Source organism: Streptomyces sp. NPDC002133, assembly GCF_040296405.1.
In the GTDB taxonomy this organism is placed as follows: Bacteria; Actinomycetota; Actinomycetes; order Streptomycetales; family Streptomycetaceae; genus Streptomyces.
In genome coordinates this window covers 1-25,252 of sequence record NZ_JBEOXF010000074.1, presented here as the reverse complement: position 1 = coordinate 25,252, position 25,252 = coordinate 1, and the positions used below count along the sequence as shown (strand labels likewise).

General features: G+C 70.3%; 20 protein-coding genes and 1 pseudogene. 13 read left to right on the top strand and 8 right to left on the bottom strand.

Features of this window, described 5'->3' with window-relative positions; genetic code table 11:
- Nucleotides 1–44: 44 nt before the first annotated feature.
- A complete protein-coding gene (locus ABT078_RS37575) occupies nucleotides 45–2,594 on the bottom strand; it encodes a SpoIIE family protein phosphatase (protein WP_351236045.1) in 2,550 nt (849 codons plus the stop codon).
- A 483-nt stretch (nucleotides 2,595–3,077) separates the two neighbouring features.
- Here ABT078_RS37575 and ABT078_RS37570 point away from each other — a divergent pair, with 483 nt between their 5' ends.
- Both ABT078_RS37570 and ABT078_RS37565 read left to right on the top strand, forming a co-directional pair.
- A complete protein-coding gene (locus tag ABT078_RS37570) occupies nucleotides 3,078–3,371 on the top strand; it encodes a response regulator transcription factor (RefSeq protein ID WP_351236043.1) in 294 nt (97 codons plus the stop codon).
- 557 nt (nucleotides 3,372–3,928) lie between these two features.
- Nucleotides 3,929–4,063 (top strand): annotated as a pseudogene (locus ABT078_RS37565) (SDR family NAD(P)-dependent oxidoreductase); the annotation flags it as partial.
- Nucleotides 4,064–4,482: 419 nt separating this feature from the next.
- Here ABT078_RS37565 and sbnA read toward each other — a convergent pair.
- The 3 genes from sbnA to ABT078_RS37550 all read right to left on the bottom strand — a co-directional run bounded on the left by sbnA (nucleotide 4,483) and on the right by ABT078_RS37550 (nucleotide 7,333).
- Nucleotides 4,483–5,484, bottom strand: a complete 1,002-nt coding sequence (gene sbnA, locus ABT078_RS37560; protein ID WP_351236041.1) for a 2,3-diaminopropionate biosynthesis protein SbnA — start codon at nucleotides 5,482–5,484, stop codon at nucleotides 4,483–4,485.
- 136 nt (nucleotides 5,485–5,620) lie between these two features.
- On the bottom strand, nucleotides 5,621–5,908 hold the full coding sequence (locus ABT078_RS37555) for a hypothetical protein (RefSeq protein WP_351236039.1): 288 nt from the start codon (nucleotides 5,906–5,908) through the stop codon (nucleotides 5,621–5,623).
- A gap of 306 nt (nucleotides 5,909–6,214) precedes the next feature.
- A complete protein-coding gene (locus ABT078_RS37550; protein ID WP_351236037.1) occupies nucleotides 6,215–7,333 on the bottom strand; it encodes a PP2C family protein-serine/threonine phosphatase in 1,119 nt (372 codons plus the stop codon).
- 812 nt (nucleotides 7,334–8,145) lie between these two features.
- On the opposite strand from ABT078_RS37550, the gene ABT078_RS37545 reads away from it, so the two are divergent.
- Nucleotides 8,146–9,960, top strand: coding sequence for a VanW family protein (locus tag ABT078_RS37545; RefSeq protein WP_351236035.1), 1,815 nt, complete (start codon nucleotides 8,146–8,148; stop codon nucleotides 9,958–9,960).
- A gap of 357 nt (nucleotides 9,961–10,317) precedes the next feature.
- Nucleotides 10,318–11,130, top strand: coding sequence for an SAM-dependent methyltransferase (locus ABT078_RS37540; RefSeq protein WP_351236070.1), 813 nt, complete (start codon nucleotides 10,318–10,320; stop codon nucleotides 11,128–11,130).
- Between the two features lie 144 nt (nucleotides 11,131–11,274).
- On the opposite strand, the gene ABT078_RS37535 is transcribed toward ABT078_RS37540, so the two are convergent.
- Together ABT078_RS37535 and ABT078_RS37530 are read right to left on the bottom strand one after the other, a co-directional pair.
- The gene (locus ABT078_RS37535) at nucleotides 11,275–12,177 is read right to left on the bottom strand and encodes a helix-turn-helix domain-containing protein (protein WP_351236033.1); all 903 of its coding nucleotides are present in this window, start codon (nucleotides 12,175–12,177) and stop codon (nucleotides 11,275–11,277) included.
- Nucleotides 12,178–12,269: 92 nt separating this feature from the next.
- Nucleotides 12,270–12,503, bottom strand: a complete 234-nt coding sequence (locus tag ABT078_RS37530; protein ID WP_351236031.1) for a DUF397 domain-containing protein — start codon at nucleotides 12,501–12,503, stop codon at nucleotides 12,270–12,272.
- A 167-nt stretch (nucleotides 12,504–12,670) separates the two neighbouring features.
- Here ABT078_RS37530 and ABT078_RS37525 point away from each other — a divergent pair, with 167 nt between their 5' ends.
- The 6 genes from ABT078_RS37525 (at nucleotide 12,671) to ABT078_RS37500 (ending at nucleotide 19,596) form a co-directional block, all read left to right on the top strand.
- Nucleotides 12,671–13,219 carry an ATP-binding protein gene (locus tag ABT078_RS37525; protein WP_351236029.1) on the top strand — a complete coding sequence of 183 codons (549 nt, stop codon included), beginning with the start codon at nucleotides 12,671–12,673 and terminating at the stop codon, nucleotides 13,217–13,219.
- Nucleotides 13,220–14,220: 1,001 nt separating this feature from the next.
- The gene (locus ABT078_RS37520) at nucleotides 14,221–14,994 is read left to right on the top strand and encodes a YqjF family protein (protein WP_351236027.1); all 774 of its coding nucleotides are present in this window, start codon (nucleotides 14,221–14,223) and stop codon (nucleotides 14,992–14,994) included.
- A gap of 663 nt (nucleotides 14,995–15,657) precedes the next feature.
- Nucleotides 15,658–16,014, top strand: coding sequence for a hypothetical protein (locus ABT078_RS37515; protein ID WP_351236025.1), 357 nt, complete (start codon nucleotides 15,658–15,660; stop codon nucleotides 16,012–16,014).
- Between the two features lie 22 nt (nucleotides 16,015–16,036).
- On the top strand, nucleotides 16,037–18,130 hold the full coding sequence (tap, locus tag ABT078_RS37510; RefSeq protein WP_351236023.1) for a telomere-associated protein Tap: 2,094 nt from the start codon (nucleotides 16,037–16,039) through the stop codon (nucleotides 18,128–18,130).
- A 9-nt stretch (nucleotides 18,131–18,139) separates the two neighbouring features.
- Entirely contained in the window at nucleotides 18,140–18,694 is a 555-nt protein-coding gene (gene tpg, locus ABT078_RS37505; protein WP_351236021.1) for a telomere-protecting terminal protein Tpg, read from the top strand.
- Nucleotides 18,695–18,999: 305 nt separating this feature from the next.
- Nucleotides 19,000–19,596 (top strand): GNAT family N-acetyltransferase, encoded by a 597-nt coding sequence (locus ABT078_RS37500; RefSeq protein ID WP_351236019.1) that lies wholly within the window; start codon nucleotides 19,000–19,002, stop codon nucleotides 19,594–19,596.
- 351 nt (nucleotides 19,597–19,947) lie between these two features.
- Here ABT078_RS37500 and ABT078_RS37495 read toward each other — a convergent pair whose 3' ends face one another.
- Together ABT078_RS37495 and ABT078_RS37490 are read right to left on the bottom strand one after the other, a co-directional pair.
- The gene (locus ABT078_RS37495) at nucleotides 19,948–20,589 is read right to left on the bottom strand and encodes a Rid family hydrolase (RefSeq protein ID WP_351236017.1); all 642 of its coding nucleotides are present in this window, start codon (nucleotides 20,587–20,589) and stop codon (nucleotides 19,948–19,950) included.
- Nucleotides 20,586–22,187 (bottom strand): flavin monoamine oxidase family protein, encoded by a 1,602-nt coding sequence (locus ABT078_RS37490; protein WP_502981503.1) that lies wholly within the window; start codon nucleotides 22,185–22,187, stop codon nucleotides 20,586–20,588. Before ABT078_RS37490 ends, ABT078_RS37495 begins: the two co-directional genes overlap by 4 nt.
- A gap of 1,251 nt (nucleotides 22,188–23,438) precedes the next feature.
- On the opposite strand from ABT078_RS37490, the gene ABT078_RS37485 reads away from it, so the two are divergent.
- The 3 genes from ABT078_RS37485 (at nucleotide 23,439) to ABT078_RS37475 (ending at nucleotide 25,144) form a co-directional block, all read left to right on the top strand.
- A complete protein-coding gene (locus ABT078_RS37485) occupies nucleotides 23,439–23,801 on the top strand; it encodes a DUF427 domain-containing protein (RefSeq protein WP_351236013.1) in 363 nt (120 codons plus the stop codon).
- Nucleotides 23,798–24,442, top strand: a complete 645-nt coding sequence (locus ABT078_RS37480; RefSeq protein ID WP_351236011.1) for a class I SAM-dependent methyltransferase — start codon at nucleotides 23,798–23,800, stop codon at nucleotides 24,440–24,442. Before ABT078_RS37485 ends, ABT078_RS37480 begins: the two co-directional genes overlap by 4 nt.
- A 498-nt stretch (nucleotides 24,443–24,940) precedes the next feature.
- Nucleotides 24,941–25,144, top strand: a complete 204-nt coding sequence (locus ABT078_RS37475; RefSeq protein WP_037693306.1) for a cold-shock protein — start codon at nucleotides 24,941–24,943, stop codon at nucleotides 25,142–25,144.
- The last annotated feature ends 108 nt before the right edge of the window (nucleotides 25,145–25,252 follow it).

The following is a 25,252-nucleotide window of genomic DNA, read 5'->3' as shown; positions in this document are numbered from 1 at the left end:
CTCGGTACGCGCAGACTGCCCGGTGGGCCACATGAGACGTCTTCTCATGTGGTGAGGGTTTGTTCGGCCCAGATGGTCTTGCCGGTGAGGGTGTGGCGGGTGCCCCAGCGGCCGGCGAGCTGGGCGACCAGGAGGAGGCCGCGCCCGCCCTCGTCGTGAATGCGGGCGCGGCGCATGTGGGGGGTGGTGCTGCTGGTGTCGGTGACTTCGCAGATGAGGGTGGAGTTGTGGTGGATCATGCGGAGTTGGATGGGGGGTTTGCCGTAGCGGATGGCGTTGGTGACGAGTTCGCTGACGACGAGTTCGGTGATGAAGGCGGCGTGGGAGAGCCCCCAGGCGGCGAGTTGGTCGGTGGCTTGCTTACGGGCCTGGGCGACGATAGCGGGATCGGACGCGAGGTCCCAGGCGGCGACGCGGTCGGCGTGCAGGGCCAGGGTGCGGGCGAGGAGGAGGGCGATGTCGTCGTCGGGGCGGTGGGTCAGGACGGCGGTGAGGACTCGGTCGCAGATGGTGTCGAGAGTGTGGGCGGGGCGGACGAGAGCGGCGAACATCTTGTCGAGGGCTTCGTCGATGTCGTGGTCGCGGGGCTCGAGGAGGCCGTCGGTGTAGAGGGCGAGGAGACTGCCTTCGGGCAGTTCGGTCTCGACGGTTTCGAACGGCAGGCCGCCCAGGCCGAGCGGGGGCCCGGCGGGGACGTCGAGGAGGTACGCGCTCCCGTCGGGCGTGACGACGGCGGGTGGGGGGTGGCCGGCCCGGGCGAAGGTGCAGCAACGGGTGATGGGGTCGTAGACGGCGTAGAGACAGGTGGTGCCGATGCCGGCGGCGGTTTCGGCCGCGCCGTCGGTGGTGGCCTCGTCGGAGGACAGGTGGATGACGAGGTCGTCGAGATGGGTGAGCAGTTCGTCGGGCGGCAGGTCGACGTCGGCCAGTGTGCGCACCGCGGTGCGGAGGCGGCCCATGGTGGCCGAGGCGCGGATGCCGTGGCCGACGACGTCGCCGACGACGAGGGCGACGCGTGCGCCGGACAGCGGGATCACGTCGAACCAGTCGCCGCCGACGCCGGCTTGGGTGGTGGCGGGCAGGTAGCGGGAGGCGATTTCCAGGGCGGCCTGGTCGGGCAGGGCCTGGGGGAGCAGGCTGCGCTGGAGCGCCATCGTGGTGGTGCGTTCGCGGGTGAAGCGGCGGGCGTTGTGGATGCTGAGGGCGGCCCGGTTGGTGAGTTGCTCGGCGAGGTCGAGGTCGTCGGGAGTGAAGGGCTGAGGGTGCCGGTGGCGGCTGTAGAGGGCGGCGCCGAGAGTCGTACCGTGGGCGCGTAGTGGCACCACCATGAGCGAGTGCGTGCCCCACTCGCGGATCCGGGCGGCCCTGGGATCCTCGCCCGCCCACCGGGCAAGGGCGGGGCCCGTCATCTCGTACAGCGCCCCGCGGCCCTGGGCCAGGCACTCGGCCACCGGTGAGAGCGCCGGGTACGTGCTGCTCTCGCCGACCGCGACCAGGGACTCGGGGCTTCCCTCGAGGACCGAGCGCACGGCTGCGCGGCGCATGGTGACCGGCCCGGCCGGGGGAGTGACGGATGCCTGGTCGCCGTGTTGGGGGAGCAGGTCGACGGCGACGAAGTCGGCGAGCTGGGGGACGGCGACGTCGGCCAGTTCCTGTGCGGTGCGGGCGATGTCGAGCGTGGTGCCGATACGGGCGCCGGCTTCGTTCAGCAGCTGCATCCGCTGCCGGTCGGAGGGCTCCTCGTGGCTCTGGTGCGCGGCCAGGCACACGGCGCGTACACGGCCTGCCCGATCGCGCAGCGCGGTCAGCGAGACGGGCCGGCCTCGCTCCGGTCCGGCGACGGCTGGGCCGGTGACTGCGGTGCCGATGGTTCCGGTGGTGCTGGTGGCGCCGATGAAGCTCTGCACTGACTGTGGTCGGCCGTTCTCGAGGACCTGGCGCATGCTCGCCTCGGTCTCCTCGTTCGCGGGATGCGGTGCGATGTCGGGCAGACGCAGCCCGCGCATGTCGGCCTCGGTGAGCGAGAGCGCCTGTTCCATGCCGGTGTTCGCCGCGATGAGCCGCAGGTCGGTGTCGAAGACGGCCAGCATGCAGGGCGACTGGGCGAACGCCCACTCCTTCAGCCGCTCAAGCTCCCCCGACTCGCCCAGCTGCCCCGGCCCGCCCCGATCGCTGGACTGCCCCGGCCCGCCCGGCTCGCTCGGCTGCCCCGACTCGGTCACGGCGCACACCACGACCCACTCGGCCGTGCTGCTGCCGATGGGGACGCGGTGGTGTGCGAGCAGGTGGTGTTCGAGGCGGCGGCCGTCCTGGTGCCGCAGCGTCACGGTGCCGTTCCACCGGTCCTTCCCGGTGGCCTGGCGGCGGGCGGCTTGCTGGGCGGTCTGGTCGATGTCGTCGCCGAGCAGGAGGGTGGCGGGGCGACCGATGACCTGTGAGGGTTCGTAGCCGAGGAGGAGCTGGGCGCCTTCGCTCCATCCTGTGACGATGCCGTGTTCGTCGACGGTGGCGGTGGGCGTGGGGGCGGAGGGCGGTTCGAGCGGGGTGCCCGCCTGGGCGGGCTGTTCACCGGGAGGGGTGGGAAAGTGCTCCATCGGCGCTCATCTCGTCTCGCCTCGCTCGTTGCTTGACGTCCCCGTCGTCCCCGCGGGGACCTGCGCGGCCGGGGCCCTTGTGACAAGCATGATCCTGCGGGGCATGGAGCACCAACCGCGTCCGTAGGAGGGGTGGGCCCGGTGCTGCTGGGAGCGGGAGAACGGGGGCGGACGTGGTGCTGCGTGCACGGTCTGTCGCCGGTGTCGTCGAGTGGAGCCGCGGCAGCCCTCAGCCGGGCTGCCCGACAGGCGTCCTGTGGACGGCCGGGCCGCAGTGCACGTACGGCCGAGGTATGCGGCATCTGATCCGTGAGGCGGTGCCGACCTGGGCAGATAAAGAAAATTTCAGGAAATGTGCCGTGGCGTGGAACCGGTCCTTCGGGTGCCCGCGTGTGTAGTGCAAATGCCCCTATTTCGGGCATTTGTGTACTGCTTCCGAGGGTGTGAGCAGTGACGACCGGACCGTGTGCCGAAGGGAGTCCCATGGACCTCGTACCCGCGCAGTACGCCGAAGCCTCCGCCTCCACCGCTGTCTCCGCTGCCGTGTCCGCCCCTGCTGCCTCCGCTGCCGGGTCCGGGGCCGGGCCGTGTGGGCTGGCTCCGCGTGAGCAGGAGACGCTGCGGCACATTGCCGCTGGGTGTACCTATGCTCAGACGGCCCGGCACATGGGGCTGTCGACGCACACTGTCGATGCGTATCTGCGTCGGATCCGGGCCAAGCTCGGTATCAGCAGCACCGCGGAGCTCACGCGTCTGGCGATCTCTCTGGGCCTGTGACGCCGCCACCTTCCTTCCTTCGAGCGGGGGAGTGCGGGGGCAGTGGCCGGTGGCCGTTTCGGTGCGGGAGCCGTGCCGTCGGCGTGCCGGGCCGTGTGCATATCGCCGTTGCTGCTCGGCGGCCCGGGGCCCGAACGCGGGCGGATCGTCGCCGCGGCCACGAGTGAGTTCGCCGCCGAGAGCGAGTGCGCCGCCACGTCCTCGCCCATGTCCTCGCCCGCGCTCGCTCTGGTTGACCGGATCGCCACTTCCTGGGCGGTCCAGAGCGAACTGCGGCTCCTCGCGGCCACACCCGCGACGCGGATGTCCACGCCCTACGGGCCGTCGACCTGGAGGTCCTGGAGGTGGAGCGGCGGCTCTTCCCCGCCCTCGCGCATGCGTCAGGGCGGGTGCCCGAGGTGTGATCGGTGGACGAGGAGAGAGTCTTCGACCGGCACCGCCGGCGCCGCTCCTCCAGAACCGGGCGCGGTCGTCCGTTTCCCGCACCGGATGAACTCCAGCCGGTGCGCCCCTCGTGAAGTCCGGCCGGCGCACCCCTTCGGAAGCCGAGGCGCATCATGATCAAGACCTGGCTCATCACGGGCAGCTCCCGCGGTTTCGGACTCGAGCTTGCCCGCCACGTCCTGGCGGGCGGCCGGCACGTGGTTGCCACCGCCCGCCGTCCCGAGCAGCTCGACGACCTCGTGCGGCGGTAACCAGGCGGCCGGCGGGCCGCCCGCTTGCCGCGGGCGGTTCCGGCCGTGGCATGTCTTCGGCGGTTTCGGTGGCGTCGGCGTCTGGTGGAGGCCGTACCGGGTCCGTGCCGGTCCGTACAGGTCCCTGCCGCCGAATCCCGGGCGTGGTCCGAAGGGCGGGGAAGGTGGGCGGGCGCCCTCTCGGGCGGCGCCGCCGGTGGGCCGGTTCTCTCGAGCCGGGCGACGGCGGGGGACACGGCTGGTGCGCAGTGCGGGCGGGGTATGTGCGTGTGGTCCCGGTGACGTGGCCCACGCCGGGCGCCGGAGGCGTCGGCGTGCCTGCGCGGTGCGGGCAGGCACGGGAGGTCCGGGGGCGGTGACGTGATGCCGACCTGCTGTCGCGGGTGCGCGCGGCGCCACGCGGTGGGCGGGCGAGATCAGGCGGCCGAGGATGCGGCGGCGGTCAGTGATCGAGGGTGAGGGAGGACGTCATCGCCGTAGAGCTGGTGGACCCAGTTGTCCTGGTAGATGGTCTCCAGATACCGCTCGCCCAGGTCGGGGGCGATGGCGACCGCGGTCAGCTGCCGATCCTCATGCTGGTTGCCCTGCCGGGCCAGCCATTCGGTCGCGCCGGCAGTGACCGTGCCGGTGGAGCCTCCGAAGAGGAATCCGCGTCGGGCCAGCCGGTGGCAGGCCCGGATGGTGTCGGCCTCCGCGACGTGTACGACCTCGTCCACGTAGGACGTGTCCAGCAGCGGGGGGCGCACGCTGGTGCCCAGGCCGGGGATCATCCGTCGGCCCGGAGCGCCGCCGAAGGTCACCGAGCCGACGCTGTCGACGGCCACGATGCGCACCGGCCGCCTCCACCGGCGGAAGTAGCGTGCGCAGCCCATCAGGGTGCCGGTGGTGCCGGCGCCGACGAACAGCACGTCCAGATCGGGGAACTGCCGGGCGATGGCGGGAGCGGTCGTGCGGTAGTGGGCCAGGGCGGCCTGCGGGTTGGTGTACTGGTTGAGCCACACGTAGCGGTCGTCGGCGGCGACGAGCGCGCGTACGTGGTCGATGCGCGCGCCGAGGAAGCCGTGCTCGCCGGGCTCGGTGATGACGTGAACCTCGCTGCCCAGGGCTTCCATGAGCAGCCGGGTCGACAGGTTGCAGCGGGAGTCGGTCACACACACGAACCGGTAGCCCCTGCTTGCCGCGATCATGCTCAGGGCCACGCCCAGGTTCCCCGAGGAGGACTCGACCAGGACCGAGTCCTTCGTCAGCAGGCCGTCGCGTTCGGCGGCCTCGACCATTTCCGTGGCGGCCTTCAGCTTGATCGAGCCGGCGAAGTTGAAGCCCTCGCACTTGAGGAACAGCCGCTGCCCGAAAACGGCCTCGACGTCCACGTAGAGCTCGTCCTCGTTGAAGTCCTGGGGTACGGATATGACCGGCACGATCGCCTCCTCGGCTTGGGTGGAGCGCCTTGTCACCGCGCATCCGTATCAGCGCGGCTCCGTAAAGAAACGGATGGTCACCGGCGGCATGCGATGCGCCGGAACACCTCCAGTACGCCCCCGCTCGGCAGCGCTGTCATGCCACCTCAATTCGGGACTTGACGTATTCGGCGATCACGGATAAGTGGATCCGGCGTCCCCTGGCGGCCGCGGTCTTTGCGCAGTTGGCGGTGCCGCCGAGTTCGGTGTTGCTGGCGGCGCATGCCAGGGTTCTGGCGGCGTTGTCGGGTGAGAGCGAGGTGGTGACGGGGTATGTGGCGGGGCCGAGTTCGAGCCTTTGCCGTGGCGGCTGACCACGGCCGCGGCTTCGTGGCGGGGGCTGGTGCGGGGTGCCGGTCGTGTCGTGTCCGAGTTGCTGGTTCACCCACCTGGTGGCCTTCTGCACCGGGCCGCGGCTGCTGGAACCGCAGGTGCTGCGTGACGGGCTGGCCGGGTCGCTGCCGGGTTACACGGTTCCGGCGGTCTTCCACTGGCGCGAGAGCCTGCCGCTGACCGCGAACTCTCCGCCTCCTACTGAAACAGCACCGAATAGGGAGACACCGTGTCGACCACGTCCCACCCCGTGCCTACGTCTGTGCCCCACGCGATCGGCGACCACTTCCGGGGGTTCCGCACACGGCTCCGCCGGTGGACCCGCCCGGCAGGGGTGGGGCCGTGGTGCGCGCGGCACCTATGCGGGGCGGTCCGGGGCCTGGGTGTTCGGGCGGCGTACGGCGAGGGCGGCGATGTCGTCGTCGAGGCGTCCGCCGCTGTAGTGGAGCAGGTCCTGGTGGAGCCGGTCGAGCAGCTCGCCCGGCAGCGCCGGGCCTTGCCGCTGCATCCAGTCCGGCAGCGGGAAGAACTTGCCGGTGCGGTCCCGGGTCTCGGTTACGCCGTCGGTGTAGAGGAGCAGCTGGTCGCCGGGAGTGAAGGCGACGGAGTCGACGTAGTAGTGGGCTCCGATGAGGGTGGCGAGGTTGAGGGGTGGTGACGGGGTGGTGGGCTCCAGCACGCGGACCTGTCCGTGATGCACGAGCAGGGGCGGAGGGTGTCCGCAGTTGAGGAGTTTCACGTGGCTGGTGCCGTGGCGGATCTCGGCGATGATGGCGGTGGCGAAGCGCTCCGGGAGGTCCTGGGAGGGGTAGGAGGCGCTGTGGCGGATGATGGTGGTCTCCAGGCGGCGGATGACCCCTCTGAGGTCGGGCTCGTCGTAGGCGGCCTCCCGGAAGCAGCTGATCACCGCTGCTGCGGCGCCCACCGCTGAGAGGCCCTTGCCGCGTACGTCGCCGATGAGCAGCCGGACCCCGTACGGTGTGGCGGCCGCCTCGTAGAAGTCGCCGCCGATCCGAGCCTGCTCCTGGGCGGCCAGGTAGAGGGACTCGATCTCGACGTTCTCGATGCGGGGGGGCAGGGGACGCAGAAGCACTTGCTGAGCCGCGTCGGCGACGAGCCGGATGCGGAAGAGCATCTCCTCCCGCTGGCGGCGTACATGGCTTCCGTAGGCGGCTGCCGCGGTGACGGCGACGATCGCGGCCGCCGTGTAGGGCGTGCCCAGGTCGGTGTGGACGAAGCTGAGACCGATCATGACCAGCAGGCAGAACGTCCCCAGCAGGATCGTGGGGAGCACGGGCCACATCGCGGCGGCGAGGGCGGGCGCGACCGGCAGGAGGCGGCTGATGGCGATCTCCCTCGGTGTGGAGAACGCAAGGGCCGAGATGAGGACAGTGAGGATCACCGGTGACAGCAGGGCAGCTTCCCACCGGCGGCCGTAGGGAGGACGACGGCGCCGCAGCCGTCCAGGCGTGATCACAAAGTGCATCATATCGGTGCTAAGCAGTCATCGGGCTTCGATGAATCGCGCAGCTCATGCAGGATGATCGGCCGCGTGGGCCGCGGATGCGCGGGCTGCCTCGGCGTCCTCGGCGCTCATGGATCTGCGGCGGGCCACCTTCAGCAGCCGCTCCCGGTGGCTCCATGCGCGCCTCGGGGCGAGCCGGGCTCCGAGGTCTTGAGATCACCCTCGTGCCGGCATGGGGCTTCCCTGACGGTACGGCTGCGGTGTCACTGTGGAGACTGGGTGTCGGCGAGTCGGTGGGGCACCGGTTCGACCGTTCCCGCTGCAGGGCTGCGGCCAAGCCCTCGCCTCGTAGCCGCGGCAGGCCGTGGCCAGGTCGCCCCCGGCCGCGCCCCTACTGGTCCGCAGCGGACATCCGCCCCCAGGCCGCCGCGACCTCGATCCCGCCCACGTTGCACGAGCACCGCATCTGCATCGCACTGCACCTGCATCGCACTGCACCTGCATCGGACCGCACCTGCTTCGGCCACACCCGGCTCCCTCGGCGACGGCGGCCGCTCCCGTCCGGTACCGGCGGACAGGTTCAGCCACCCGCTCGGGTGTGCGATCCCGTCCGGCTGAGACCCCGGGGGTCGAGCAGCCAGAGGCGCTGGGCCCCGGACGAGCGGCAGCGCACGGGAAGCACCGACCGTGAATGCCGTGAATACAGTCACACTTTGATCACTTTTTGCCTGTTTTCCTGAATTATTTGGTGTGAATCCACGTAGACCGGGCTGTTCCGGCGGCCCTTGGTGCTGCCGCGGCCGGCCGGTACCAAGGGAGAGACATTGGGACGCGTACCGAGCATCACGGGCACCTGGCGGATCGCCCTGCCTGCCGCAGGCGGGGTCGTCCTGCTCTCTCTGGGCGGCCTGTATGCAGCGGGTCTGGCCACCGGCGACATTCCCGAGGGCACCGCCGTGCACGGGGTCGACATCGGCGGCCTGAGCAGGGCCGAGGCCCAGCGGGTCCTGGACCAGAAGCTCGGCCCGGCCTTCGCGGCCCCCATCATGATGAAGATCGCCGACCGCATGGAGACGGCCGAGCCCAGGACGCTCGGCCTGTCCCTGGACACCGCCGCGACGGCCGGCGTCGCCGCACGCACCGGGTCCGATCCGCTCACCGCGATCGGCAGGCTTTTCGCCTCCGGGGACGGGAACGTCGAACCGGTCATACGCATGGACGAGGACCGCACCCGCGCCGCGCTCGGCCGTATCGCCGAGGCCGCCGGACGGCAGGTCCGCGACGGGGCGATCTCCTTCGAGGGCGGCACACCCCAGGCCCACGCCCCGCTCACCGGTATCGCCCTGAACACCGGTGAGGCCCTGCACACCCTGCGTGAGGCCTATCCCAAGGCCACCGGCGCGCGCCCCGTCGTCCTGCCGGTGAAGGAGACGCAACCGCGGATAGGCCAGGGCGAGGTCGAGCGGGCCATGAAGGAGTTCGCCCAGCCCGCGCTGTCCGGTCCCCTCACCCTCACCCTCGCCGGCGCGCGCATATCCATCGGCCCTGCAACGCTCGCCCACCATCTGACGATGACGCCCGACGCCAACGGCCGCCTCGTGCCGACCCTGGACGCGAAGGGCCTGCTCGCCGACCCCGCCGTGGCCGGCCCGTTGAAGCAGGCCGCCCCACGCCCGAGGGACGCCGAACTCGGGGCCGACGCGAGCGGCCGGGTGGTGGTGACCCGTGAGGCCCGCACGGGCTACGACGTCACCGAGAAGCAGCTGCGCGAGGCCGTCCTGCCCCTGCTGACCCGCACCGGCGACGCGGCCCGCACCGGTGCGATCGCCGCCACCCCCATCGAGCCGAAGCTCACCGGGGAACGGGCCCAGGAGCTCGGCATCAAGGAGAAGGTCTCCTCCTTCACCGTCGACTTCCCCGCCGCCCCCTACCGCAGCACCAATATCGGCCGCGCCGTCGAGCTCATCAACGGGTCGCTCGTCCAGCCCGGCCAGGAGTGGAGCTTCAACAAGACGGTGGGCCAGCGGACCAAGGAAAATGGGTTCGTCGACGGCATCATAATCAACAACGGTCAGTACGAGAAGTCTCCCGGCGGCGGCGTCTCGGCGGTGGCCACCACCATGTTCAACGCCATGTTCTTCGCCGGCGTCAAGCCCGTCGAGTACGGCGCCCACTCCTTCTACATCGAGCGCTATCCCGAAGGCCGCGAAGCCACCGTCGCCTGGGGCACCCTCGACCTGCGCTGGATCAACAACCTGGACCACTCCCTCTACATCCGGGCCCAGTCCACCGACACCTCGTTGACCGTCACCTTCCTCGGCACCAAGAAGTACGACGAGATACGCGCAACCAAGGGCCCGCGCACCAACACCAAGCCGCCGGGCACCCGCACAGGCAGCGGCCCCACCTGCGAGGTCCAGACCCCGTACGAAGGCTTCGACGTCGCCGTCGGCCGCGTCTTCGTCGACGGCGGCAAGGTGGTCAAGCGGGAGAACTTCAAGACCCACTACACGCCCCGCGACGAGGTCATCTGCACCCCCGAGCAGGCACCCCCCGCAGCCACGGCGCCGACGACGCCGGCGGACGGGCCGGACACCCCGGCCGCGCCCAAGGCCGCACCGGGCAGCGGCACCGTCTGACGCCCGCGCCCGCGCCCAACGCCGTCGCCCGCAGCCTGACGCGCCCGCCCGGCACCGCAGCCGGCAGGGAGAGACCGCAATCTGGCGGCGTGCCGCTCACCGGGCTGCCTGGCCACCGGGTCATGAGCCTGCTCGGCGAAGGCCGCCCGCGCCCCCGGTTTCACGGCCGGGGGCTCGTGCGTTTCCCGTACTCCGTGGACTTCCGGGCCCGCTCCCTGGCCGACTGCCCTTGCCGGTTGGCCGAAAGAAGGCCCTCCCGTAGGCGTGCTGTTCCAAGTACCTGTACCGCCTCCCCGGTGCTCCCTAGCATGTGCGTCCTACCCGACCAGAATTCCCATTGACGTGATTGAGGACTGGATGCAGAGCGAGTCGTGGAGCCCGGACGCCATCGACACCAAGGTCCCCAGTGTGGCGCGCATGTACGACTTCTTCCTGGGGGGCAACGACAACTACCAGTCCGACCGCGATGCCTGCGAGCACCTGCTGCAGCAGGTGCCCAGCACCAAGGTGCTGGCCGTCAACAACCGCCGATTCCTGCAGCGTGTCGTGCGCACGCTGGCCGCCGACTACGGAATCCGCCAGTTCATCGACCACGGATCAGGTCTGCCGACGCAGAACAATGTCCACCAGGTCGCCCAGGCGGTCGATCCAGCCTCGCGCGTGGTGTACGTCGACAACGACCCCATCGTGCTGGCGCACGGCCGGGCGCTGCTGGAGGAGAACGATCGCACCGCCGTCATCCAGGCCGACATGCGGGACACCGATGGCATCTTCGGCCATGAGGAGACGCGCCGGCTGATCGACTTCGGCCGCCCGGTCGCCGCGCTGTTCGTCTCCGTGCTGCACTGCATTCCGGACGAGGACGATCCGGCGGGCCTCGTCCGGCGCGTCGCCGAGCGCCTCGTACCCGGCAGCTTCCTGGTGGTCTGTCAGCTGGTGAGCGATCAGCCCGAGATCCGAAAGTTCGTCACGGACTTCATGGCAGAGGCCACCGGCGGCCACTGGGGCCGGGTTCGCGAGGAGCACGAAGTCACTCAGTACTTGAGGGGTCTGGACATTCTGGAGCCGGGGCTGGTGGAGGTGTCCACCTGGCGCCCGGACACCGACCTCGCTCCCGTGCAGCAGACCGACGAGTGGATCGAATGGGGAGGCGTCGGCCTTCTCGTGTGAACGGTCGGCCGGCGGGCTGCCGTTCGTGCGGTACGTGCTGCGGCCCCGGGCATCTCCCGCCCGGGGCCGCAGTCGTGTTCCCCGGTGTTCAGCCGCGTCCTGTCGTGCTCCGTCGTGTTCTGGGCGCTCGGAGCTCTGCCGTGCTCAGAGGCTGGACAGGCGCTTCTGTATGAGAGTCAGGGACTGCCTCGGGGTGAGGGCGCAGGCGCCGAGCCGGTCCAGCATGTCGCGGTACTGCTCGACGACCTGGGGCTTCTGGCTGAAGGTGCTGTCGGTCAGATGTTCGATGTAGATGGCGTCCTTCAGGTCGTTCAGTGCGAAGCGCAGATAGGTGACTCCCGTGCCGACGCCGACCGAGGCCGTCAGGTCCAGGGGAGCGATCTGCAGCGTGATCCGCGGCTGCTGCATCATCGCGGCGAGATGCTCCAACTGCCCGCGCATCACCTGCGCACCGCCGACCGTGCGCAGCAGCACGGACTCGTCGATCACCGCCCACAGGCGCGGACCGTCCTGCTGGTCGAGTTGACGTTGCCGCTCCTGCCGGAGGTCGACGCGGCGCTGCACGTCGTGGCTGTAGAGGCGGGCGGGCCCGGACTGGATCACCGCGCGGGCGTACGCGGAGGTCTGCAACAGACCCGGCACATAGAACGGTTCGTACGTACGGATGGTCGCCGCCGCACCCTCCAGGGCGACCAGCGGGGCGAAGAAGTCCGACAGGACGTCGCTGAAGCTGCGCCACCAGTCGCCCTGGCGGGACTGCTCCACCAGCCGCAGGAACTCCGCGACGCGCTCCTCCCCGTCCACCCCGTAGAGATCCAGCAGGGCGACGGCGTCGGCCGGCTTGCAGCCGTGCCTGCCCAGTTCGATCCGGCTGGTCTTGGACCGGGAGAAGCCGAGCCGGACGTCGACGGCGGAGGGGTCGAGCCCGGCGGCCACGCGCAGTTCGCGCAACTTGCCGCCCAGGATCACCTTCAAGGCGGTCGGATTGCTCTCGACCGCTCCCAGGGGCCCTGCGAACAACGACGGGCTCGGTTCGACTGCGGCCATCGCGCGCTCCTGCGGACTATTGAGAAGATGACGACACTATCCCGTACATCCCTGCGTGAGCCATGGAGAACTGGTCGGCGGGGTGATGGCTTTCAGCCAATCACGGCGTCGAAATCGCCACCGCGGGCCCCCGCGACAAAAGCCACGACCTCGTCGCGCGTATAGACGAGCGCCGGCCCTTGCGGATCGCGGGAGTTGCGCACGGCCACCTGACCGTCGGGGAGTGCCGCCAACTCCACGCAGTTGCCTGTGGCGTTGCTGTGGCTGCTTTTGATCCACGTCACCGAGTTCAGTACATCCGCCTGCATGCCGTTGGAGAACTCCATGCCCACCAATCCCTCTGTGTTCGCACGTTCGTTCGTTCCGGATCTGGTCAGTGCAATCTCAGATGCAATTGCATTTCCAGTGCCGGCTCGACAATACTCGTTTCCCACCGGCTGCCGCAGCGTCGAACACCGAGGCCTGCAGGGGGACATGAGCAGTGACGATTCACATGTCAACCATTCCAAGCACGAAGGCCGGGCACGGTAGTCGGCACGCGTCCGCGCAACTCGGCCCGAAACCGCCGCCCGAGAACTCTCGTGAGACATGGCAGGACCACGCCCTGGGGTACGGGCTTCCCGCCCTCGGCGGGTTTGCCGCCTGCGGGCTCGACGGCACGCCGCGGAACGCCTGTCAGGCACGGCGCTTCGTCGCCCTCACCCTCAACGGCTGGGAGCTGGAGCCGCTCATCCCCGACATGGCGCTGATCGTCAGTGAACTCGTCGCCAACGCCGTGCGGCATGCGCTCGGCGCCCAGCCTCAGGAGGCCGCCACGGAGTACCCGCTCTGGCTGGGCCTCGTCCGGCATCCCGGCCACCTCGTGTGTTCCGTCGCCGACCCGAGCCCTGAACCGCCCCGTCCCCGTGATGCCGACGCCGATGCGCTCGACGGCCGGGGGCTCGAGCTGATCGGCGCGCTGAGCGAGAGCTGGTCCTGGTCGCCGACGGAGCCACGGGGGAAGACCGTGTGGGCGCGCCTGGCCGTCCCCGGCGAGCACTGAGCCCGTGGCGCGCCCCGGAGGGTGACGCCCCCTCCCGAGAGGCCGGAACCTGCATCGACCTGGTGCCGCGCCCGGCACCAGCGCCCCGATGCCAGGTCCACCGGGCGCCGGCCATCGTCCAACCGCCGTACGCTGCGGCCGCTGTCGCGGCATTCGGCCGGCGGCCCCTACCCGCACGGTTGGTCGGCAGTGAGCGGACCGACGCGACCGGCCCGAGGCACTCCCCCGCGGGCAGGGACCACCCGGGCCGGACCGTCATGAGTCAGCGCGGCGCCAGGGTGAACAGCGCGACCATGACCAGGACCAGCAACGCCCAGCCGAGCCCCCGATTTTCCGGCGCTGAGGATTGCGGCCCTGGAGTCATGTGCCGGCCTCGTGCGGAGCGTCTCCCACAGCCGATCGGCATACGACCTGATGTCCGTGGCACGGGCGCGCTCGAGTCTCACCCGGACCCCCGGGTCTCCCGGTCGTACGAAGGAGCGGATCCACCAGGCCAACAGCGTGAGCAGCGCTGCCGTCCGTATCCCGGACCCGGCCCTGGAGCGTTCATCGGCCGCCGCGCGCCGATGGCAGCACCTTCCCGGTCGCCCGGGGCAACGCGGACATCGGGTATTTCCTCGCGGAGCGCCTCGCGGGACCGGAGTCACTGTCGTCCTGGGCAGCGGGATGCTGCGAAAGCCGAAGCCGCCGTGGTGCCGATCCGGTCCTGCGCTCTCGGCGCACGGGGGCGTCGCCTTCGGCTGGACCGCGCCGCCCGACGTCGCTCGAGACCGCTGTGGACTCGCTTGAGCTGCAGCTGGATCGCCTCGAGGCGGTGCTCTGCAACGCGGGAGTCGCGCTCGACGAGCCGCCGGGAGAGCCACATGGCCGGGGGCAGGATCGCGGCGTACTCGGCAGTCGTCGAAGCTGCCGCGGCCAGGTACTGCTGATCGAGGCGTCTCATGGGGGCATCGCGAAGGGAGCGGGTCCCGCTGCCGGCAGGGCTCTGGGATCATGGCATTGTGTCGCTCACGCCACCGGCCCCGGAACCGGAACCCATCAGGGCTGATCCGCCCCGCCCTGAAGCGAACCCTCTGCTCACCCAGTCGTGGCTCGACCTGGCCTTCCTCCACTGGGCCGCCGACCCTGCCGTCGTCGCCCCCCTGCTGCCGGCCGGGACCGTCCCGGACACCCTGGAGGGGGTGACGTACGTCGGCCTCGTCGCTTTCCGGATGCATCGCGTGGGATGGTTCCGTCTGCCCGGCGTCCCCTATCTGGGCACCTTTCCCGAAACCAACGTCCGCCTCTACTCGGTCGATGCCCACGGACGGCGCGGCGTGGTCTTCCGCTCGCTCGACGCCTCCCGCCTCATACCGGTGGCGGTCGGGCGAGCCGTCTTCCGGCTCCCGTACCTCTGGTCACGGATGGCCATCCGCTCCGAAGGCACCACCATCACGTACACCAGCACCCGGCGCTGGCCAGGACCGCGGGGCGCGCACAGCCGGATCGCCGTACGGGTCGGTGAACGCGTCGAGGAGCCCACCGAGCTCGAACACTTCCTGACCGCCCGCTGGGGCATGCACAGCGCCTTCTTCGGACGGCCCCTGTACCTCCCGAACACGCACCCGCGGTGGCCACTGCACCGTGCCGAACTCATCGACTGCAACGAGGACCTGGTGGCCGCGGCAGGACTGCCCGAACCGGTCGGCGAGCCCGTGAGCGTGCTGTACTCGCCGGGGGTCCCCGTACAGTTCGGGCGCCCCGTCAACCGGCCCGGGGGCATTCCCACCCCCTGACCCACTGCCGCCGGATTCCGCCTCGCCACAGGGCGATGAGGCTGTCTGGCCGACGATCCCCGCTCGGCGCCGTGGGTCAACCGGCTCAGTGGATCTCCGCATCCAGTGTGTGATCTTGCTCGGCGTGTCCGGCTTACGGCGACTGCCCAGGGCGCCTCACCATCGCCGTGCTGTCGCTCCCCGTGACCGGAGCCGATCCCGGCCGGCGACGACATGGTCGTACTCGTCACCGCCTCCTCTCAGAAGCACCATGTGCGCACTCCAGGCCGGATTGATCCGTCCGGGCGGTGAAGAGCGCCACCCTCAGGGGCTGCCGTGCGCGGCAGTGGGGTTCGGCCTGCCGACGGGCCAGGAAACAGACCGGCGGCATCGGCACCGATACCGACGATGACGAGGTCCGCGCCCCGCTCGGTGGCTCCCTTGCCGGGGCGGTCGCACGACAAGGCACCCCAGGTCGGGGTGCTGACTTCTTGTGTCGTGGGAGCTGAACGGGATCGAGCGGGCGACGTGGGCTCGCAGTGCGGCGATGCTGCCGGCGACGGAGAAGGATTCTGCCGGTTCGTAGGGAGTTCTTCGACTTTTATCGGCCGATAAAATGTGTTGCTCTCGGCTAGGATCAGGTTGTTCCGTCGAGTGTGGTGCTGGAAGAGGGAAGGGGGACGGATGCTTGCGGTGGACGTCCGGCAGGGGCTGCGGCAGGGCCGCACCGTCGCGCAGGCAGCCTCCCGGACCTGGCGGTACTCGACGCAGACCATCGCCCAGCACGGCGACTTCCTTCTGGCCTTCGTCGACGGTGGCGTCTGTGTCGGGGCCTTCGAGATCCTCGGTAGCACTCCCGACACCGCCGGCGGCGGCAGGTACGCCTTCGACCTGACCCCCGCCGCCCGCTTCCGGTGGGCTCTGGGGAGCAGGCTTCCGCTGCCCCCGGGGCGCAATCCCGCGCGCATCCTCACCGGCCAGCATCTGCGGGCCTTTCTCGATGCCGACCCGCACTATGCTCGCCACATGGGCCAGGACTGAGCCGAAGGGAGCCCGCACCGACATGGCCGGCACACCTGACCCCGTGGAGACCTTGCTGAAGTCGGGGCCGCGCCGCACCACGCTGCCGGAGCCCGCGCGGCGGGCACGGCTGCGTACCGACTACGGCCTGAGCCAGACCGAGATCGCCGAAGCGCTCGGCGTGGCCCGCAACACCGTCGCCGGATGGGAGACGGGCCGCAGCGAACCGCAAGGCGCCATCCGTGCCGCCTACGCCAAGCTCCTGGACGGGATGGCCGCCCAACTGGCCGCCCAAGCCGAGGACTCGCCCCCATCGCACGACGTACCCGCCCGCCAGGAACCGTCGGAGGACAGGGCCGCCTCTCAGCCCCCGCGCGCTCGACCGGCGCCTGGTGCAGAGCAGCCCGCGACGCCGCACCGTCCGCGCGCCAAGACGGCAACGCCACGGGAGACCGTGCCTGCCGTTGTCGACCCGCGCTTTGCTCATGGCCCGCTGGCGGTGCTGGACGGCAACGGATCGGCCCACTGCATCGGCGGCCTCGTGCTGGACTGCCCCGCAGCCGACGTGCCGTCCCTGGTGGAATGGACCCTCGCAGAGGCGAAGCTCGGCGCGCCCCGCCTGCACCGCAACGGCAAGGACGCCGACGCCCTGATCCTCCTGACCGCCCGGGCGACGGAACAGCTGGGGCTTCCGACCGCTCTGGAGGACCGCCGGGGTCTGCGTCTGCCCGAGAATCATCCGGTGGTGCGTCGGATCACCGCTGCGAAATGGCAGTTGACCCGCCGCGGCTTCGGGCCGTGGGCACGCATCTACCGACCCGCCCAGGACGGCCGACGCCAGTGCGTGCAGCTGGCCGTCCTGCCCTGGGACGCACTCGACACCCGCACCTGGGGGAGTGCCGGGCAGTTGCCGGCCCCGGAACTGGCCCAGGTCCTCGGCGACTACGCCATGCGCGTCATCACCCCGCGCGGCTCCGCGGCCGTCTGCGGTCTGGAACTGATGACCGCGCTGCGCCCGCCCACCCGCCCCGTCAAGGACCCGGCCACCGGCACCTGGGTCTCGGGCCCGAACCCGGGCGCGCTCACCGATGCGGTGGACCCGGCCCCGCCCGAGGCACCCGACGAACACCCCGTGGCGGCAGCCCTGTACCCGCGCGGCCACCGGCGCACTCCGGCCGAAGTCCTCGACGAGGAGGCCTACGAGTGGATCCGGGACCCGGAACTGCTCACCGATGAGGAATGCGTCAAGCCGTTCGCGGTGGGCATCGACGTCAACATGGCCTTCGCCGCGGCAGCCAACCGGCTGAACGTCGGCCTGGGCGCGCCGGTCCATGTCAAGGCTCCGCTCTTCGACAAGGCGCTGCCCGGCAGCTGGCTGGTCGACCTCTCCCACATCACCTTCGACGCGCGCCTGCCCAACCCGTTCACCCCACACGGCACCCGGCCCGAAGGGCCTGCCTGGTATGCGACCCCGACCGTCGCGTACGCAGCCGAGCTCGGCCACGACGTCACACCGCTCGAGGCCTATGTCCGGCCTGACAACGGCCCGTACCTGGACGCCTGGTACACCCGGCTGCGCGACGCCTACCTGGCCACCATGGAACGGCTCGGCGTCACGTCCGGCATGAGCGAGGCGGACTTCCTCACGGCGATGGAACACCACAAACACGCCGACCCCGCGCAGGTGGCCGTGCTGTCCGCGATCAAGGCCACCGTCAAGGGCGGCATCGGCAAGCTCCGCGAACGCCCGCAGGGCGCCGGCTACCGGCCCGGTCAGCGCTGGCCCGCCCTGGAACGCGCCACGTGGCGACCCGACATCCGAGCCGCCGTCATCTCCGCCGCCCGTATCAACATGCACCGCAAGATGCTCAAACTCGCCTACGGCGCCGGGCTGTTCCCCATCGCGGTACTGTCCGACTGCGCCGTGTACCTCTCCGACGGGCCCGGTCCACTGGACCTCCTGCCCCGCACCCCGGACGGGAAGCCGCTGGCCGGCGGCTTCCGCCTGGGTGTGTCACCCGGGATGGTCAAGCACGAAGGCACCCAGTCGCTGATGTGGGCCGTGCAGATGCTGGACGCGGGCCACAACCCCGCCCGGCACATCAAGGGCACCGACGCCGCCGCGGGCGGAGAGTAGGAGGCGGCGATGGGCATCTTCGGCGACAGCCTCGACAAAGCCACGACCGGCACCTTCACCCGTCCCCTCCCCAAGTCCCCCCAGGCCCAGATGCGCTTCCTCGTGAAGAGCACCAAGGGCACCCGGGCTGCCGCGGAACGCCTCGGCATCTCCCAGCGCACCGTCGAGCGCTACCTGAAGGGACAGATCAAACAGCCTCGCAAGGACCTCGCCGCTCGCCTCGCCGAGGAGGTGCGCAGACGCTGGCAGCCCCGCGTGCGCGAGCGGGCCAGGAGCAAGGCCGCCACCACCGATGGCATCTTCATCGAAACCCGCGCACGGTTCGGCTTCACCGCAGCCCCCGGCACCACCGACGACGCCCGGATCCGCCTGATCACCCAGCAACTCCCGCCCGCCTACGCCGCCCGGCTCTTCGACGCCCAGGCCGCGGGCGCGAGCGATCAACAGCTGCAGGACATCGCTGCCGAGGGCCTGCAGGAGATCTACTTCAAGGACCACGGCCGCCGCGCCCCTGGGCTACAGGTCCAGTTCACCGACATCGACTACGTCGAAATCGACTTCTAGAGCGCGGCTCCGCGGCCGGGTAGCCGATTCGTGTGTGTGACTGAGTGTTTCAGCCGACGGAGGAGCACCGAGTTGCCGCGTGGGCATGTCAGTGGGCGGGAGCCGCGCTCAAGTCCATCGGCCCGTCGTGGAGTGGCCGGCAGGTTCTCGCCGCTACGCGGTTCGGATTCCCACATCTTCCGCAGCCGGACCGGACCGCGAAGTTCCCCTCCGGACAGTCACACGAAGTGCCATCCTCATTGGCCTCGAGTATTGCGGCGGCGGTGGCGTTGACGCACATGATCGTCATCGGGTGATGATGGCCCATGACCCGCGCCCTCTCGACGCCGCCTGTCATCCCCGCCGGCACCCTCGCCGCCGCCTCGCAGCCCGTGCTCCCCGCCGCCGGCGGTCTGCTGCTGCGGCCCTGGGACACCGCCGACGCCCCCGTGTTCCTTGCCGCGTACCAGGACAGCGGGATCCGGCGCTGGCACACGCGCCGGCCTGCATCCGAGAACCAGGTCCGCGAGTGGTTCGACGGCTACCGCCGGGACTGGGCGCAAGAGAAGGCTGGGCACTGGGCGGTGACCCGCGACGACGGCGACGTACTGGGCCGCATCGCGCTCCGTGGCATGGACTTCGATGACGGCATCGCCGAGTGCGCGTACTGGGTGCTTCCGGCCGCCCGTGGCGCAGGGGTTGCCTCCCGCGCGCTCACAGCGCTGAGCTCCTGGGCCCTGGACGAGACCGGATTCCACCGCCTGGAGCTGGACCACTCGACCCGTAACGAGGCGTCCTGCCGGGTTGCCGCCAAGTCCGGCTTCGTCCTGGAGGGGACCAGGCGCAGCGCTGCCGTCCATGGCGACGGCCGGCACGACATGCACCTGCACGCCCGCATTCGGGGCGACGAGCAACGCGCCTAGGGCCTGCTCCCCGATGCGCAGGTCACCGGCTCATGCGCTGCCCGCCGCCGTGCGCAGACAGGCGATGCCGGAGTGGCTGATCGGCGGGCCCGCTCAGGCCCGAGTGGTGGCTCCCGAGCCGGAGCGGTACATGGCACAGAACGTGCGCACGAGGTCCGGGTCCGGGCCGGGTCCGGCGGCGCTGACTGCGTTCCGTACGGGACCGCTTCCCGGCCGAGGCCTGTAGCCGGGCAGCGGTCGAGGCCGGCGCGGAACGCGACCGGCGAGCACGCCAGGACATGGGACGGGGGCGGAGCCGCCCGCGGGCTCCGCCCCCGACGGTTCGGTCGGTTCCCTGGCGAACTGTGCTGATCAGCGCTTCTTGTAGGTGGCGGTTACCTCGACCTCGACCAGCCATCCCCGCACGGCCAGCGAGGCGACCCCCATCGTCGCCCGCGCAGGACGGGCCTTGTTGGCGAGCAGCGGCGATTTCGGAGCGGACGTTCCCATGGGCACGGGCACGACTTTCCGCGACGTCAGGTCGATGTTGGCGAAGTACTGCCGGTACGCGCGGTTCCAGCCCGCGTAGTCCGCGGTGTCCGCGTCCGGCGGCTTCATCAGGTAGCACGTCATCGTGATGACGTCGGCCGGAGTCAGGCCCGCGGCCTCGAGGTTGGTCCTGAGGTTGCGCAGCACGACGAGCGCCTGCGCCTCGGTGACCGTGACGCCCTCGGCCTCTTCGGTGAGGGCGGGGTCGGTGTGGCGTTCGGGACTGCCGTCCGGTGCACCGGGGTTGAGCGCGGACGGTCCGAGGCCGCTGCTCTGGTAGACGGCCACCTGCCCGCCCATCGCCACGCCACTGGCGATGGCAGGGTTGGACTGAGCCTCGGGCAGCATGACGCGTACGTCCTTCGGGCCGGGCCACCAACCCCGGGCCCCGGCCAGGGCGGTGCCGCCGGTGAGCAGTGAGGCCATCAGGATCGTGCCGGTGAGCACCGTCGTACGCCGGTTCATGCGGCCATCACTCTTTTGTGGATGTCGCTGACGACCTTGCGGGCCGAGGTGAACGCGCCGTGCTGCCAGGCGATGACATGGCTGAGCCAGTCGCCGGCGAAGTAGACGTGCCCTGCGGGCTTGTTCAGTAGCGCGTACTCCGGGCCGTTCTGCGAGGGCCAGCCGACCCACCCGCCCTCGATGTCGGGCGTACGGTGCCAGGCCACGCTGAAGGAGCGGTCGAGCTCGGTGCGGTACTTGTCGCCGTGGATCTTCACGCCCTGGCTCACCGCCCGCTCCACCCGCGCCGCGTGCGGCAGGTTGCTGTACGCGACCGCGTTGGCGCCGAAGTTGTAGTAGCCGATCAGCGTCCCGCGGCTGCCCTGGTAGCCGTACGAGGGGTACCAGATGGTGGCCAGGTCCGTGTCCGTCGGTGTGATGCCGCCGTAGATGTGCTGGTCCGTCTCCCACCAGCGGCTGCGGTACTCGAGCCCGATCTTGCCGACGGGCGTCGCGACGGGGTGCTTCAGCGCCGCGGTGATGTCCGCGCCCAGGTTGTGCTTGACCCGTGCCATGACCATCGGCGGGACCGCCGCCACGACGAAGTCGGCGCGCCGGGTGCGGGTGCGGCCCTGGGCGTCCTCGTAGACGACCTCGGCGCCGTCCTGGAGATCGTTGACCTCCAGAGCCTTGGCGCCGTACGTGATCCGGTCCCGGCCGATGGCCTTCGCCAGCGCACAGGGGATCGCGTCCATCCCGCCCACCGGCTGGAACATCAGCATGGCCTGGTCGTAGCCGAACTCGAAGGAGAAGCGTTGCCCGACGCCGCTCGCGATGACGTCCGACAGCGACGGCACGGGGCCGAGGACGGTGCCCTCCTCGAAGGCCGCCCCCGGCTCGACCGTGTAGCCCCGCCGGTCGGTCCCCGTGTAGGCGAAGCCGTCCGCCTTGCCCTTGATGGCGCCGAAGTTCCGCAGGAACGCGATCAGCCGCTCCTTGTCATCGGCTGTGAGCTCCCTGTCCAGAGCTCCCCGGTCCGTGGCCTTGGCGAGCAGCTCGGAGACGTAGCCGTAGACGTCGGCCTTCGCGGTGCGCCAGCGCATCGGCGCGCCCGCGAGCGCGGCGCTCTTCTCGTGGTGGATGTACGCGTTGGCGTTCAGGTTGGTGAACACCTCGAGGGGAACGCCGAGTTCGCGACAGTACTCGAGCGTGACGTGGGACTGCGGCAGCCGGGCCGGGCCCGCGTTCATGTACTGGCCCTTGGAGAACGAGGCCGTCTGGGTGCGCCCGTCCAGGTCGGTGAGCGTCGTGCCGCCGCGGACCGTCCAGTTGCGGCCGCCGGGGCGGTCCTTGGCCTCCAGGATCCGGCACTTGTAGCCGGCCTTGCCGAGCTCGTACGCCGCGGCAAGTCCCGCGATGCCGCCGCCGAGGATGAGGACGGTCTTGCTGTTGCGTCCGGTGAGCGTGAAGTCGCTCCTGCGGGGCGCACGGTATTCCTCGGCTCGTACGTCCGGGACCGGTGCCAGGCCCAGCGCGCCCATCGCCGAGTACAGGACTCCGGCGCCGCCCGAGATCCCGACGGATCTCAGGAAGTTACGGCGTGATGCCTCTGCAGCCATCATTTTCCTCCTCGCGCAGCCGCGGCACGAAGAATCGGCCGGGGCGGATCGTTTGATCAACCCGGTCACGTGGAGGATGGGTTACTGGTGAGACCGGAGGTGTTTTGAGAGCCTCCGTCAGGAGTGTTACAGGGCCATAGCAATGACGTATCCATGACATGGGCATGGTCGCGTGCTGCGGCGACCCGGGCCGAGACGGGGAACGGAGGCTTCTGCCCCAGGGCAGAGGCGGTTGCGTCACGAGCCCGGTGAGCGGCGGGACGTCGACTTCGATGTCGGCGGACGATGGACATCACGCCCACGGAGCTGCCTGTTCGCTCCCAGCGTGACGGTCGCGTGGTGGACCCGGGCTCCGGTGTCGATCTGCCAAGGGCGGGGAAACCGGACCCATGGCTGTCCCGCACCTGCCCGGACGAGTCGCTGAGCAGCCGGGACGGTTCCCTCGCTGTCGGGGGCCGGCCTCTCGCCGTTGCCGGCCCCGGTCGACGTCAGCAAGCGCTGGACCGCCGTCGAAGCGCCACAGGGATGCCGGGCAGGAGAGGTCCGGACCCTCGGCAGACAGGGAGTCACACAGTGCTGACGGCGCTCGGTACACGCGTATCAGGGCAGGCCGTCCGGAAGTCGTACGGCCGGAGAGTCGCAGGGCAGCAGGTCAGGGCTTTTCGTGCCGGACCGCTGCAACTGGTGGTTCGCGCCTTCTGCGGACTCCGGCTCTCCAGGCTTCCTCGGCACCCGGGCGGCGGCCTGGATTCGCTCCCGCGCCCGCAGCCAGGCATCCGTTCGTCCCTCATCGCCCCCAACGCCCCGACGAAAAGCCGTCACCAGCTGCGAACGGGGAACAAGTGACGCCGCAGCACGTCTACGAGGGTGCTGCGGCAGGACCTCACCGCGGGCCGCCGCCTTCTCCTCCAACTGCCGGAGCGTGAGACCGTTCCTTGAGCGTGCGAAGCAATGCCTTGAACGCCGCTGCGTCGAGCCGTGTCGGGCGACAAGCCCTCGGTGTGTCCCCAGATCCAGTCATAGAGATCAGCGTGCCGAGATGCGCAGGCGAACAACAGCCGGAACCTGGGCAAGTTGGTGCCGCAGCCCGCGGGAGCCGGACGTCCTTGCGGATCGTCGGGGTGGGGCACATGAGGGGCGCCGCATCGCTCGGGCTCGATCGTGTCGCCGTAGCGTGCCGAGGTTTCCCGGCAGCCGCCGTTCGGCGCGATGGCCGGGAACACCGAGCCCTGCCCGAACGCTGATTCAGTCATGAGCTCGCACTCACCTCAGACAGGGCCCGAAAGCCGGAACAGGGGCCACCGCATCACCGTCGAGCCAGGAACCGAGCATGTCCGCGTCGTACGGGACGGCCGGCTGCTCGCCGAGAGCCGGCAGCCTCTGGTCCTGCGCGAGACCGGTTGTCCGGTCCGGTACTACCTGCCCCCCTCCGACGTACGAACGGATCTGCTCATCCCGTCCTCCGCCACCTCCCACTGCCCGTTCAAGGGGGACGCCTCCTACTGGTCGGTGCCCGGCGCGGACGACGTGGTCTGGTCCTACCTCGATCCGAAACCCGAAGTGGCGGCCATTGCGGGCCACTACTGCTTCTACGACACGGAGGTGGTGAAGTGACGGACGGCCCACGGCCTTGGGGCGCGTCCGCCGCAGAAGTCTTCGACGCGGTGGGCGCGCGCTATGAGGAGGTGTTCGCCGACGTGCCCGGGCAGCGTGCGGCCCTGGACTGGCTCACCGGCTCTCTCGCGCCCGGCGCGCGCGTTCTGGATGTGGGCAGCGGCACCGGCCGCCCCACCGCCGAGATCCTGGCCCGGGCCGGTTTGGCCGTTACCGGCATCGACGTGTCCGCCGAGATGATCCGGCTGGCCCGGGCCCGGGTGCCCGCCGCCCGCTTCGAGCGGGCCGATGTCCGTACCTACCGGGCACCGGATGGCGGGTACGACGCGGTGTGCGCCTTCTTTCCCCTGCTGATGATGGACCAGCCCGAGGTGGCGGACTCACTGACGCGGATGGCGTCCTGGGTCGTACCGGGCGGATCGTTCGCGATGGCCACCGTTCCGGGCGACATCAGGGGCCTCGACATCATGTGGATGGGCCACGAGGTCACCGTCAGCAGCCTGGCCACCGAGGACCAGCTGCGGGTGCTCGAGCAGGCAAGCCTGGAGGTGGTACACGACCACACAGCCCTGTATCGCCCGCAAGGGCAGGGCGCGGAACCCGAGGAACACCTCTACGTCCATGCCCGCCGCCCCTCCTGACCCCGGGCGGGGAACGCCCGGCCTCGGCGAGGCAAGAGGACCGGGCCGCTGTGCGGCCTCCCCGGTGACACGGATCACGGGACGGATCTTGCGGATCTTGCGGCTTTTCACGACTTTCTCCGACCGCGTATCGACGCGTGCCTTCCTGGTGGCGACGCTGTTCGACGGCGACCGGACGGAGGAGGAAGCCGCTCCTGCCGCCCTGGAACGGAGGGGGATGACGGCCAAGGCCCGCTGGTCGAACGCCCTGGGTCGCGGCCGTCTCCTCGGCTCGCCGCGGTGCCGACGTGCGCATACGGTGACGTCCGTAGATCACTCGATAGCCGTTGCTCTCTGGTGATGGGCGGTCCCGCCGTGTAGCGTCATGGGTAGATGTCGTGGTTCGCAGTACCTGCCCGCGCTCCGGCGTGGGCGCTTTGCTGTGCAGTGCCTGAGGACCAGGGCGATCACCTCCGGATCCGCGCGGTGCGGATCCGTTATCGACTGAGAGGCACCGGCATGGCCAGCGGAACCGTCAAGTGGTTCAACTCCGAAAAGGGCTTCGGCTTCATCGCTCAGGACGGCGGCGGACCCGACGTCTTCGCGCACTACTCCAACATCAACTCCAGCGGCTTCCGCGAGCTCCAGGAAGGCCAGGCCGTCACCTTCGACATCACGCAGGGCCAGAAGGGCCCGCAGGCTGAGAACATCACCGTCGCCTGATCAGGCGCCGGGCATCTCCACCGCGGTCGCGGTCGACTCGACGGGGTTGAAGTTGCCCGCCTTCCTGAGCTTGCCGAAGAAGTCGATACCGGGCTGGATGTCGTCGAA